Below are 12,205 nucleotides of genomic sequence, written 5' to 3' on the forward strand. Positions count from 1 at the left end.
AACAATACAAGATATCAATGGGATTTAAAGAAGATGACTCCTGTTCAATACAGAAATCATCTTCTTAGAGTGGCTTAGTGTCCCTCTTCAATGTGTCCTTGACATAGGGTACAGTTTACAGTTTACTGTCCCCCTGTCCATGTTTAAAATCCAAGTGCTTCACCCATATGAGCATAGTTTACAGTCATTAAAAATGCTTCGGTATTCTGTTCTAAATCTGTAATAAACTTTACCCAAAAATCATCTGTAATACTTGTGTCCCCATAATAATTTCTAAGGTCTAATCACTTATTTTATCTATTTTTGTTTTGAAATTTCTATTCATACTCGAGGTTCTGATTATGGATTGCAAATATTTAACAGTGGGACAGAGGACCAGTCCCTGTGTCCCATTATTAATTCTTCTCAACCTTATATCTCAAAACAGTTTTTAATTTTGTAGGTTCTACTTTTCTAAAGTCAGATAGATATATTTCTCTATGCTGTAACGAAGTTCTTTCAAGATTGTTAAATTTTAAAAATTCATTCATCAACTCAAAACTTTTTGGTTCATCATCATATGGACCTATATGAAGCATTTGGACACACAAACCATCTTGGTATGTACCGAAAGTTACATCCTTTAAGAATGGGTGAGGTTTCTTTTTTTCTGTGCTTTGGAACGCTCTTTCTACAACTTCTTTTGTTACAAAATCGGGTTGCCTTATCATAATGGTATATAATAATTCATCCTTATTTAAATTAGCTAATTTTCTGCCCTCGTCTGTTAAATCCCATATACCTTCTAGTGGATAGACAGTATATTCATAATATCCATTTGGAGTGTAGCCTTGTTTTGGCATCATTCTGACCGCATATGCCAATGAATAAAGAACACCTATTTTCTCCGCGAATTCTTCCTCATTTGGGTTCCCTTTTCCCTTTATCGAAAAAAACTTCTGTTCTGGTATTGTTACAATTTCCGGTTTTTGCTTTGGGAGATATAATTCCTTCTCTTGTTTTCTCCATTCGTATTTCATAAAAATCGTTCCCTTCAAGATCTTTTGACAATGTTTCTCCATTATTTTCAGTACTTTAAATAGCTTTTAACTTCACTGTTGTTAGTTAGCAAAATAACGGTTTTCGTATACTAAGTTTAACACGAAAAGCCAAATTCTTAGTGGGAGTACACCCATATTAGCTATAAAATACCGGAATAAAATGGGAAACTACTTCGATTTGTAGTAAGATGGGTGTACAAGGAGCATAGATCACAGGAACCTTATCCAACTTTTTAGGGTAATATTCGATCGCTATATAAATAGAAATTGGATAGTAAACCTGTCCTACTTGCCCAGGGAAAGGAAATAGAAAAATAACTTTAGAGAGGAAGGGATTTAGTGGAAATATATCAAGCTACGTTGGAAGATTTAGAAGGAGTGTCAAATTTATTTAATATGTATCGGATGTTTTACGAGCAAGCAGAGGATTTCGAAGGTGCTAAGGCTTACATAAAAAAACGGATAGAAAGCAAAGAATCTGTTATATTTGTCGTTAAAGATAAAGAAAAGTATTTAGGATTTACGCAACTTTATCCTACATTTTCATCAATATCTATGAAAAGAGCTTGGATATTAAATGACTTGTATGTAGAAGTTGCCGCGCGAAAAAAAGGAGTAGCACAGATGCTTTTACATAAAGCAAAAGCCTATGCTATAGAAACAGGAGCAAAGGGAATTAGTTTGAGTACAGCAGTAGAAAATCATTCTGCCCAAAGATTATATGAAAAAAATGGATACATTCAAAATTCGCAATTTTATCAGTATGAATTAACGCTAACATAATATTGGTTACTAGTAACAACTCTACTATACTTGTGTCAAATTAGATGGAAACTAATCAGTATACAGTACTGATGATGAGTGATACAGAATTCTCCCAATTTATTGAGGAACTACGCCAACTAATTTTAAAATACAACTTTGAATTAGCGGAAAATAGAAAAGCCAGGGATATTTCAATTATTTCATCACCAGTCGAGGAAAATTAAACGAGGGAATTATGATTGCCCAAACTTAAAATAAAAAGGGGAGAAGTTATGATTATATTCGGTATAATAGTTGCAGTGATTGCGGTCCTTATGTTAATTGGCGGAATTTTACATACTACTTATTTCAAAGGGAAATTGAAACAAATAAAGCCATATGGTCAATTAGTTGAGGTTGAAGACGGACAAATGCATATCTATTCAATGGGAAGTGGAGAGAAGACAATCGTATTACTACCTGGTATGGGTGTTGGGCTACCGAGTGCTGATTTTGGACCACTTATGCGTAAACTCAGTGAAACATACAAGGTTGTTATTGTCGAGTATTTTGGTGTAGGCTTTAGCAGCCAAACATCAAGACCACGTACCAGTGAAAATTATGTTGAAGAAATAAGAGCTGTACTTAACCAGGCGGGCTTTAAAGCACCGTATGTGTTGATGCCACACTCAATATCAAGTGTTTTTAGTGAATATTATGCTGCGAAATATCCGAATGAAGTAGAAGCTATTATCTCACTTGATGGCACAACTACTGCGTTTTATGACGAAATGCCGGCCATTGTTAAATCTATACTTCCAATTGCAAAATTTCAACAAGCCACAGGCACCATCTCATTTTTAGCACCTTTAACCGTAAACAAAAAGAAATTACTCGCAAATGGATATACAGAAAAAGAGATAAATGCAATGATTACCTTTGCTGGCTTTTCGATCAATAATACTGTTTTAGAGCAGATAGCAAGTTCATCAGATTTTATAAAACAAACTATAGATCTTCCATTCCCAAACCATGTCCCATATTTTAAAGTCATATCAAAACAGACCTATGAAACTTCGAATTCACAGCTTAAAAAGTTTAAAATGACACCCCAGGAATATCAACATAAACATCTTGAACGGGTTGGTAAGCACGCAAAATATGAAATACTAGACGGAACACACTTTATTTATTTAAACAATGTAGACAGGATTGCAGAGATTACTGATGATTTATTACTTAATGCGTAGCAATACTATACAACAAGAATTTATGAAAGCTTAAAAATTTGGGTTTTTGAATGGAAATATCCATTTAGTCCTGAACAAGTATTTCGTTTATAATGAATTTCGATTACGGCTGTTTTATGTGAATGGCGAATAATTATTTGATTTTGATTTAGGAGGTTTTAATTTGCAAGTATTTGCGAAGTATTTAGAAGGAATAGATAATCCTGATCATCGCGCCCGGATAGAAGAAATATTAACTTGGATAGAAGAGAAATTTCCTCACTTGGAAGGGCAAATTAAGTGGAACACACCAATGTTTTCTGATCATGGTACTTATATCATCGGTTTTTCTACATCGAAGCAACATATGAGCGTTGCACCAGAAGAATTAACGATGGTTAAGTTTGCAGATGAGATAACTCAATCGGGGTACACCTCAACTAAAGGCTTGTTTAGAATTCCGTGGAAGAAGCAAGTAAATTACGACTTGCTTGAGAAAATAATTAAATTCAATATTCGAGATAAAGCAGATCTCACAAATTTTTGGCGAAAGTAGGGAGCGTGGCCTCGTTCCTACTAGTCGTTAGCAACCAAATTAGCATACTAATTGGTTGTTTTTTTTTGTTGATATAATACCAATTATGTGTTTAAAAGAAAATAAATCTAGGAAATTTGGCATATTATGTTAAAATTAAGCGAGCAATTATTTACTGAAAATATATTAAGTACTCCCTGTAGTCTCTTAAAACATAATAAAGCGCTTGGGTATATCATTTAGTTTTTATAAAAAAAGTAGTATAAACACATATGGAATTTAAACCACAAAAGATTGTTGTTATGCTTTTCTATGAACTATAAATAGTTTTGGTGGACATATTAGAGATATAGGATGTGGGGAACTAGATCGGCATAAAATAACTATCAAAATTAAAATTCCCATGCTGGGAGCAATAATTCCTAAGGAAGGAAGTATTTATTATGAACAAACATAAGATCTATACAATGAGTTTCGCAAGTGTCTATCCTCATTATGTTACGAAGGCCGAGAAAAAAGGACGTTTGAAAACAGAAGTCGATGATATCATCCGTTGGTTGACAGGGTATAGCCAGGAAGAGTTAGAAGTACAACTTGAAAAACAGACAGATTTTGAGACTTTCTTTGAGGAAGCTCCTCAGCTAAATCCAGCACGGAACTTGATCAAAGGTGTGGTCTGCGGTGTCCGAGTAGAAGAAGTTAAAGAACGAACTATGCAGGAAATTCGCTATTTGGATAAGCTGATCGATGAGCTAGCAAAGGGAAAAAAGATGGAGAAGATTTTACGTAAATAACATTTAAAACTTGGTAGGGACAATGGGACAGGTTCCTTGTCCCATTGTTTAAGTTAATACTGACTCAGTAAGCGATAACACTGGGACAGAGAACCTGTCCCTCTGTCCCTGGAAAAAATTCACTATATTAGGAGCTAAATAAATGTCAAATGTACTTAGTTTTAAAAAAGTAAGTGTTTGGTCAGTTTTAATTAAAATAGTTTTGTTTATGATGTTAACTCTAGTAGTTTTCCTATTAGCGGCGTTCCTCTTGGATATTGATATTACTATGATAATTAGTCTTTATTCAATAGTTTCATATACAGGGATAATTTTTATTCTTTTTCACGAATTTAAAACAGATGGAATAGAGAGAGAATTCGTAATTGGGAATTTATCGATTCGAAATGAATCGTTGCTAAAGTATATATCTATCCAAGTGTTTATCACATTCTTTTCAATTTTAGCAGTTTTAACTTTGCTAAATTTATTTACTAACATGGAGGATTTCATTCAAGAGATAATCATTTCAGCAGCGGATGCCCCACAGATTTCAGGTTTAATACTTTTATTATATGTAGTAGCTGCGGTAGTTTTTGCACCAATCGCAGAAGAATTGCTCTTTAGAGGTTTCTTATTTAATCGGTGGGGAGAAACAATTGGTCTTGGGAAAGCAATGATTTTTAGCTCTATTATTTTTTCTGCCATTCATTTTAATCAAGGTTTCATTGGACATTTTATATTTGGGATATTTGCTTGTATCATTTATGTAAAAACAAAAAAGTTGATTATCCCGATTATTTTGCATGGATTGAATAACTTAATAGCTATAAGTCCTCAGTTTCTAGAAGTGATTTTTAATACGACAACAGAGGCAACGATAGATCCAGTGGAATTAAAACAATTTTTCGATTATTTTCAGATAGTACTTAACATAGGTACCATCATTTTCTTTATTTTAACTCCTGTTATGATCTACATAATTTATCGACTGTATCCAAAAGGAGTAAAGGTAACCCCATATGAAAGTAACAAATTGAAAAGTGCCTAAGTCAATGGAAACTTGAACAAAAGAGCAGGAGGTGCCACTGTCGAGGTTAATGAAAAAGAACTAAACTAAAAAGGGGAAACTTATGGAATTTTTATTATACGCTGCTATTTTTTTAAATCCTATATTAGCGATAGTATTTTGTCTAAATTTAGTTGAAATTATTAGGAAAATCTCTGCTGTAAATGATGCTGAGACAGCAAAAAATACTTTTTGGATGACTATTTCATTGGTATACATTGTTGGAACGATTACAATTGCGAGTTTTAGTAGTTAATAGCATAGACGTTGTTGAAAAATTTTTTAAGATGAGCTTGTGGTGCTAAGGAAACAGGTTAACTCAGTAAATAACTCATTCTGGGAAGTGATATTTTGAAGAAATTAATTCTATTATTTTTGTTCATTACATTTTTGGTAGGTTGCATCCAAGATAACTCTAAATGGTATAACACAAAGGAAGACGCAATTAAATATGGATTGGAACAAGAAAGTTCAAACGCAATTTTATTATCTATTGAGGAATATAGTGGTGAAACGATAGTATTTTTTGAACTAAATAAGGCGTTAGGTGTTGCGAGTATAACAGAAAGTAAAAAGGGATTTAGTTGGTATAGAGACCGGCCATATAGCGATTTTGATGGTGATAGTCCTTATTCAACAATGGGATTTGATATTAAGACTAAGCAAGGGACAAAGATTTCAATTTTAGTAGGAAAGGCTTTCGATAAAAGTATCAAACAAATAAAAATACTTGGTGATAAAAATGAAAAAGAACTGCCTATAACAGAAAACTCTCGTTTATTTTATGCCATTCACGATGTTCCTTACGATTTTCTTGAAATTATTCCAATTTTGGACTAAGAAAAAATTGTTTATGTCTTCACATCTTTTATGTTGAGAAGCAACTTAAAGTAGTTGTCAACGCTGACTGTGACCTTTAGTGGAACAAGCAGAACGCTTGTTTTATTATTGAAACAGTTATGTTAATGAGGTTAATTGTGTTTGGTGAAATATGTATGGATAGAGGAGAGAAAATTTTGAAAGGAAGGGACAAGGGGACAGGTCCCTTGTCCCATATTTTAAAACGATCGATGAAAAATGGGACAGAGAACCTGTCCCTCTGTCCCGGTTATGATAATTTAAACTTTTGAATTAATAGTTCGAGCTCCTCGCTAGACTCTCTTAATTGTTGAGCTTGGTCAGCTACTGTTTGGATAGCTACAATTTGTTCAGATGCACTAGCGCTTACTTCTTCACTTGCAGCTGCAAATTCTTCAACCATTCCAGATATATCTTGAATAGATCCTACGACTTCTTCTTTGTAGCTATTCACCTTATTTATTTGGTTTGTAAGAGTTTCCATTGATGCAATCATTTTGAATGTTACGTCAGAGATTGCAGAAAACGTTTTTTCAGTGCTTTCTACTGATTGGTTTTGCATTGAAGATATTAATTGGGTAGCAGACATTTCATTTACCGCATGTTTTGCCTCATTTTGAATGATCGAAAGTGTTTGACGAACCTCTTCAGTCGCTTTATTTGATTCATCCGCTAATTTTCGTACTTCGTTAGCAACTACTGCAAAACCTTTGCCGTGCTCGCCAGCCCTAGCTGCCTCAATTGATGCATTTAAAGCTAGGAGGTTAGTTTGGTCAGAAATGGTGGAAATCGCATGCATAATTTTTTCAATATCATTTATTTTTGTAGAAAGACTATGAATAACTGTTTGAACTGAATCAATTACCTTAGTTGATTCCTTTGTTGAACTTCTTAACGCTTCGACCTGTTGCATCCCTTTATGATTTTCGTTTTCCGATTGGTTTGATAATTGTTTTATATTTATAATTTGCGTTGTAACATCTTCAATCAAATTTGATAGTTCCGATGTTCTTTTATTAGTATCCTCGCAAGTGCTAGCAACTTCTGTAGTTCCATTGGCAATCTCAGTAACAGCCCTAGCAACCTCTTCATTTGAAGCTGTGGTTTCTTCTGCGATTGCACTTAAATTCTCAGATGAGAACCCGATTGTTTTAGCTGAACCTCCAACTGCCTCAATTAATTGCTTAAGATTAGATACCATCTTGCTCAAGCTTTCAGTAAGTTGTCCAACCTCATCCTTTGATTTCGAAGTAAAGGATATTGTTAAATCTCCATTTGCAATTTTGTGGATTTCCTTCGTCAAATTGCTGATAGGTCGAGAGATATTAATTGATATTCCATAGGTTATAACGATAGCAATAATAATAATAATGATCGAAACTAATACATTTGTATTACGGAGTCCATTCGCAGTTTCTTTTAAATGTTTATCAATATAAACAGTACCGACCTTCCAACCTGTAGTATCCAAAGAATCGTAAATTAAAACCCGGTTAACTTCTTCAAAATTATAATCAATAATTCCATTTAAACTAGATTGGTACATTTCATTTACAAACGATAAATCACTTAAATCTTCACCACGCATTGTTGGGTGAACAAGTGCACGACCACTTTGGTCAAAAAGAAATGGATAACCATTATGGCTAACTTGAACATTAGTTACTAATGCTTCTAGTTCGTCAAGAGATATATCAATTCCAATGACGCCCATAACTTTATTTGAACTATTCTGAATGGCTTTGGCAGCTGTGATCACATATTCTTTAGTAATTTCATCAATATAAGGTTCCGTCCAAATGACTTCACCTGGTGAATGTGAAGCTTCAATGTACCATGGTCGACTTGTTGGATCATAATTAGTTAAGTCAACATGAGGCACAGTATCCATGTTCTTCTTAGGGTCCCCGATATAAATAATTTGTATTTTCGGATTTAACTCTAGAAAATTAGCGAAATCATTAGTCAACTCACTCCAAGCAAGCTGCCGATCTTCTAGTGTTCCTGCTTCAACGAATTTGAGGACTGATTGACTATGACTAAATTGATGGATTGATAGGCTATACTGGTTTAAATACAAGTCGATCAGGTTTTTTAACTCTGTAGCCTGTTCTGAAGCATTTGATCTTACCTCAGTATTCACTTGTTTAGATACTTGGGAATAGTTAATAAAGGATAAAGTACTTAGCGAAACAAGAATAAGAATAGTGAATGTGAAAATCATTTTTGTATGTAATTTCTTAAACATAAGAATCCATACCTCCTTTGAATATTATTAGAGTAATCTGAATATAACATAAAAAGTCGCTTAATGCAGATTTGTTACGAAATTTGTCGAATGTTAAGTGTTGCCATTTTTGAGGGGACAAGGGGACAGGTCCCTTGTCCCACCGTTTAGGATAAAAGTGGTTAGTTTTAAGTCACAGCAGAGGGACAGAGAACCTGTCCCTCTGTCCCTGCTTTTGAATAAAAAAATGTTATAGAGGAAAAATATTGAAAACTGACTTTCTTAGGGTGGAAAGGAAAAAGCGCACTAAATGGTCTGGAGTTTTTTTAGTGAAAATAAGCGAAAAGAACTAGAAACTAAATTTGAAATAAACGAATTAAAGATGAGTATAGAAGGATGGGCATAATGACAGGAAAGTACCCCACTTTTGAAGAAATACGTACTATTCATCAACAATTAAATGATATGAAACTAGAATATTGGATTTCACACAATTTATTTACTTTTCAATGGTGGTTACTTTTATTTGTACTTATTATACCTTGGATTATTTGGTGGAAATTTGTAGATAAAAGAAAAATAGGCCAAATATTGTTATTTGGAACTTTATTAATGGTCCTTGTTATAGTGTTGGATGATATTGGAGTAGAACTACATCTTTGGTCATATCCCTACCAATTGATAAATATAATGCCGAGATTAATTCCTGTAGATCAAGGAATATTAGTTGTTGCACATATGTTTTTATACCAATATTACCCTACGTGGAAAAAATTTATTGTGGCCAATACCGTTATGGCGATAATTTTTACATTTATTTTCGAACCTCTAACTGTGTGGTTAGGAATTTACAAATTAGAAAGTTGGCGCTATATTTATTCCCTTCCTATATACATTTTAAAGGCAGTTTTAATAAAATGGTTAGTTGATGAAATCATTTTGAAAAGAAGGGTGAATTTCAAATAGGCAGAAAATCTTTTAATTTCCCATATTTGCCCAAATATACAAAATGAATGAGAAATACCTATACAAGAAAAGCAATTCTACATAGCCTGTAGTGTGTGGTTACCCCACAACTTTTAGAAAAAGGGGGTGACATTAATGGGTGCAGGACATGTCGGATATGCAGGTGCAGGATTTGCGTTAATCCTAGTATTGTTTATTTTATTAGTCATTATTGGTACAGCGTACGTTGGTTACTAATAAAAGCAAAGGAAAAGGGCCAACAGCACAAAAGTAACGGGTTCAGTTTTGAGAGAGAAAATAACAAATAACATTAGAAATAGCGTACAAATTCGCAATGATTTTGTACGCTTTTTTTATTGGAAAAGTAGGTGTTGAAAAGGAGGGGGGATTCTCAGGGAAATCATATCTTTATTGGTATTAGTTACTTAGTTATTGATGGGTTGTAGTGGCGGTACAGATATTGAAACTACTAATAATAATGAATATAAAGAGGGAATTTCGAATACGAATAATTCCTTATTCGGTATATCCTAAAGTCCTCAGTGGAGAAGTTATCAAAAAAAGAAAGAAATATTATAACCACCTCTGTACAAAACAGAGCATTTCGGTAAACGGACCATGCATTGATCCATACAAATATGCAACTTATTAATGATGCAAAGGATTAAGTTTCAATTTTCCGGAACTAAATTGGTCCAAATACGTATATAACTTTAAAATACGATTTTTCTTCTGTTAGTAGGATGTCAAAGCGGAAAACTGATTTCAGCAGTTAAAAAAGAAAGGAGCATTACCTTGAAAAATGTTAACTATAAAAATCCAAAGGTTGCAAGCTATCTATTGGTCGGTGCTATATTCTTTATAATAGGGTTTTCGAAAGGCTTTGTATTCTTTTTTTTAGGAGTCATTTTGATTCTCGGTGGTATAAGAGAAAATAATAAACTTTCTTCCTAAAATTCTGTGCTTCAAAATGCTGTTGAAGTTATTCATCTAACGGGGCAGTTGTACAAAAAAATTATGTTGAGGTGTTAGTTTGAGTAAGTTTAACTACAATAAAGAGACAGAAAGATTACTATTATTTGAAGAAGGAGCAAGGCTTTATCTTGCTGAATTAATGAAACGGAAGAGTTGAAGATAAATGATTTTGAGGAATTTTTATTAATTATAAGAAGGAGATAGTGGCAATAATGAGAGTTGTTAATATTGCTTTTATTGTATGTTTGACTTTGATTTCTTGGTAGCGTGTACTACTGATAATTCTAATCTACTTGATACTTCAAGTTTAGAAGAGGTGGAAAATAATATCTCGGGTCGAGAGTTTAAACCCGTACCAAAGGATGTGGCAATTACAGCTCTACCGTTCGAGGCTAAATTCCCAAAATACATACCTTTTCCAAATGAAGAGTCAGCGGTAACCATAGGAGATTGGGATAGAGATTTTAAAAAAATCGTATATAGTATCACTTACCATTCTAATGAAGATGAAAGGGTAATAGAGTTCATCGTAGCAAATTTTGACCGTAATTTTAGTATATTTAAAGAAGATAATACATATGAGGAAATAACATTAGATGACGGAACAGTGGCTCTCTTCCAAGAAACGCCATTATCATCAGCACAATTACACTGGTTAAAAGATGGTATCGAGTATAATTTACATTATTTCTTCGTTTTTAATGAAGATCATCAAGCAAAAGAAGAACTTCATAAAATAGCTAATTCCATAAATAATGACTAATCCTTGGTCCAGTAACGGAGGCAGTAGTTTAATAAGCTGTGGCTGATGTAATGGTGCTAATGAGCAGGGAAATGAACACTTTAGAAGTCAAGTTATAAACGGAGGAAGTTGATTTTATTGAAAAAATTATTTTTAGTAATTGGAGTCATTTCTTTTTTATTTTTGGTTGGCTTTATTTATTTAAAGGCAAATCCCCCATTAGCAGTACCTGGTATAACTTTTTACACCTATGAGGAAACGAAAAGGATTGTATCAATTGAAAACAATGGATTTACTAGTATTAAACTTAAAAATGTATTGGTTAATGGAAAGAAAGCTAAAAATGTTGAATTAGGTGTGAGCAGGACTCTTCAAATGGTATCTGGGACAATTCGTGATGGAGAGCAGATTACCTTTCACAATATTAACGAATTTGATGTTAAGCCCAGGTTAAGAGATGAAGAAATAACAAGAATAATAGAAGAAGAAAAAGGTGATAGACAAACTATCATACACTATGGGTTACGTGTTACTGGTAATGAACCACCTGAAAAAATAACCATTAAATACACGTATCTCGGTATTCCTTATTCAATAGAAGTAGATGTTAAAGAGGAACGTTAGAAGCTAACAGGATCTATAGATAAATAAAATGGGGAGGACAGATGATGGAAAACCAATATTTTGTAGGCTGGGGTACACTGGCATTGATAAATGCTGCACTTGCCCAAGGGAAGAATAGATCGGGATTAAACTGGTTTTTGCTTTCTCTAATATTAGGTCCATTTGCAACCCTAATTCTATTATTTGTTGAAAAGAGAAATCAGTAGCACAGAGGGACAAGGGGGGACAAGGGACCTGTCCCTTGTCTCAACGTTTTAGGATAATAGTGGCTCTTCATGTCATAGCAGAGGGACAGTGAACCTGTAAACTGTACCCTATAGAGTGGACACCTTATTAAAGGGACGATCTCTATAGGGTACTTTTTTAATGTATAATAGTGAAAATAGATGATTCGGATTCGAGGAGAAAATTCATATGAATATA

General features: G+C 33.6%; 15 protein-coding genes. 13 read left to right on the plus strand and 2 right to left on the minus strand.

What is annotated here, in order from left to right:
• Positions 1–395: 395 nt before the first annotated feature.
• The gene (locus tag ACK4M9_RS22155; RefSeq protein WP_409854951.1) at positions 396–1,019 is read right to left on the minus strand and encodes a GyrI-like domain-containing protein; all 624 of its coding nucleotides are present in this window, start codon (positions 1,017–1,019) and stop codon (positions 396–398) included.
• 360 nt (positions 1,020–1,379) lie between these two features.
• Between ACK4M9_RS22155 and ACK4M9_RS22160 the strand changes: the two genes are divergently transcribed.
• The 8 genes from ACK4M9_RS22160 to ACK4M9_RS22195 all read left to right on the plus strand — a co-directional run bounded on the left by ACK4M9_RS22160 (position 1,380) and on the right by ACK4M9_RS22195 (position 6,230).
• Positions 1,380–1,823 (plus strand): GNAT family N-acetyltransferase, encoded by a 444-nt coding sequence (locus ACK4M9_RS22160; RefSeq protein WP_409854952.1) that lies wholly within the window; start codon positions 1,380–1,382, stop codon positions 1,821–1,823.
• 44 nt (positions 1,824–1,867) lie between these two features.
• Positions 1,868–2,029, plus strand: coding sequence for a hypothetical protein (locus tag ACK4M9_RS22165; protein WP_409854953.1), 162 nt, complete (start codon positions 1,868–1,870; stop codon positions 2,027–2,029).
• Positions 2,030–2,077: 48 nt separating this feature from the next.
• Positions 2,078–3,034, plus strand: coding sequence for an alpha/beta fold hydrolase (locus ACK4M9_RS22170; protein ID WP_409854954.1), 957 nt, complete (start codon positions 2,078–2,080; stop codon positions 3,032–3,034).
• Between the two features lie 163 nt (positions 3,035–3,197).
• A complete protein-coding gene (locus tag ACK4M9_RS22175) occupies positions 3,198–3,569 on the plus strand; it encodes an iron chaperone (protein ID WP_409854955.1) in 372 nt (123 codons plus the stop codon).
• A gap of 422 nt (positions 3,570–3,991) precedes the next feature.
• Positions 3,992–4,342 carry a DUF2200 domain-containing protein gene (locus ACK4M9_RS22180; RefSeq protein ID WP_409854956.1) on the plus strand — a complete coding sequence of 117 codons (351 nt, stop codon included), beginning with the start codon at positions 3,992–3,994 and terminating at the stop codon, positions 4,340–4,342.
• A gap of 142 nt (positions 4,343–4,484) precedes the next feature.
• Positions 4,485–5,372 (plus strand): CPBP family intramembrane glutamic endopeptidase, encoded by an 888-nt coding sequence (locus ACK4M9_RS22185; protein ID WP_409854957.1) that lies wholly within the window; start codon positions 4,485–4,487, stop codon positions 5,370–5,372.
• Positions 5,373–5,454: 82 nt separating this feature from the next.
• The gene (locus tag ACK4M9_RS22190) at positions 5,455–5,646 is read left to right on the plus strand and encodes a hypothetical protein (protein ID WP_409854958.1); all 192 of its coding nucleotides are present in this window, start codon (positions 5,455–5,457) and stop codon (positions 5,644–5,646) included.
• Between the two features lie 95 nt (positions 5,647–5,741).
• Positions 5,742–6,230, plus strand: coding sequence for a hypothetical protein (locus tag ACK4M9_RS22195; protein WP_409854959.1), 489 nt, complete (start codon positions 5,742–5,744; stop codon positions 6,228–6,230).
• Between the two features lie 268 nt (positions 6,231–6,498).
• On the opposite strand, the gene ACK4M9_RS22200 is transcribed toward ACK4M9_RS22195, so the two are convergent.
• Positions 6,499–8,496: a methyl-accepting chemotaxis protein gene (locus ACK4M9_RS22200; protein ID WP_409854960.1), complete on the minus strand. Its 1,998-nt coding sequence runs from the start codon at positions 8,494–8,496 to the stop codon at positions 6,499–6,501.
• A 384-nt stretch (positions 8,497–8,880) separates the two neighbouring features.
• Between ACK4M9_RS22200 and ACK4M9_RS22205 the strand changes: the two genes are divergently transcribed.
• From ACK4M9_RS22205 to ACK4M9_RS22225, 5 genes are all read left to right on the plus strand, one after another.
• Positions 8,881–9,441 carry a CBO0543 family protein gene (locus tag ACK4M9_RS22205; RefSeq protein ID WP_409854961.1) on the plus strand — a complete coding sequence of 187 codons (561 nt, stop codon included), beginning with the start codon at positions 8,881–8,883 and terminating at the stop codon, positions 9,439–9,441.
• Positions 9,442–9,576: 135 nt separating this feature from the next.
• Positions 9,577–9,678, plus strand: a complete 102-nt coding sequence (locus ACK4M9_RS22210; protein ID WP_409854962.1) for a YjcZ family sporulation protein — start codon at positions 9,577–9,579, stop codon at positions 9,676–9,678.
• Positions 9,679–10,657: 979 nt separating this feature from the next.
• The gene (locus tag ACK4M9_RS22215; protein WP_409854963.1) at positions 10,658–11,179 is read left to right on the plus strand and encodes a hypothetical protein; all 522 of its coding nucleotides are present in this window, start codon (positions 10,658–10,660) and stop codon (positions 11,177–11,179) included.
• Positions 11,180–11,296: 117 nt separating this feature from the next.
• A complete protein-coding gene (locus ACK4M9_RS22220) occupies positions 11,297–11,782 on the plus strand; it encodes a hypothetical protein (protein ID WP_409854964.1) in 486 nt (161 codons plus the stop codon).
• 41 nt (positions 11,783–11,823) lie between these two features.
• On the plus strand, positions 11,824–11,988 hold the full coding sequence (locus ACK4M9_RS22225; RefSeq protein WP_409854966.1) for a hypothetical protein: 165 nt from the start codon (positions 11,824–11,826) through the stop codon (positions 11,986–11,988).
• Positions 11,989–12,205 lie beyond the last annotated feature (217 nt).

The sequence above is a fragment of the Anaerobacillus sp. genome (genome assembly GCF_046314235.1).
Lineage (GTDB): Bacteria > Bacillota > Bacilli > Bacillales > Anaerobacillaceae > Anaerobacillus.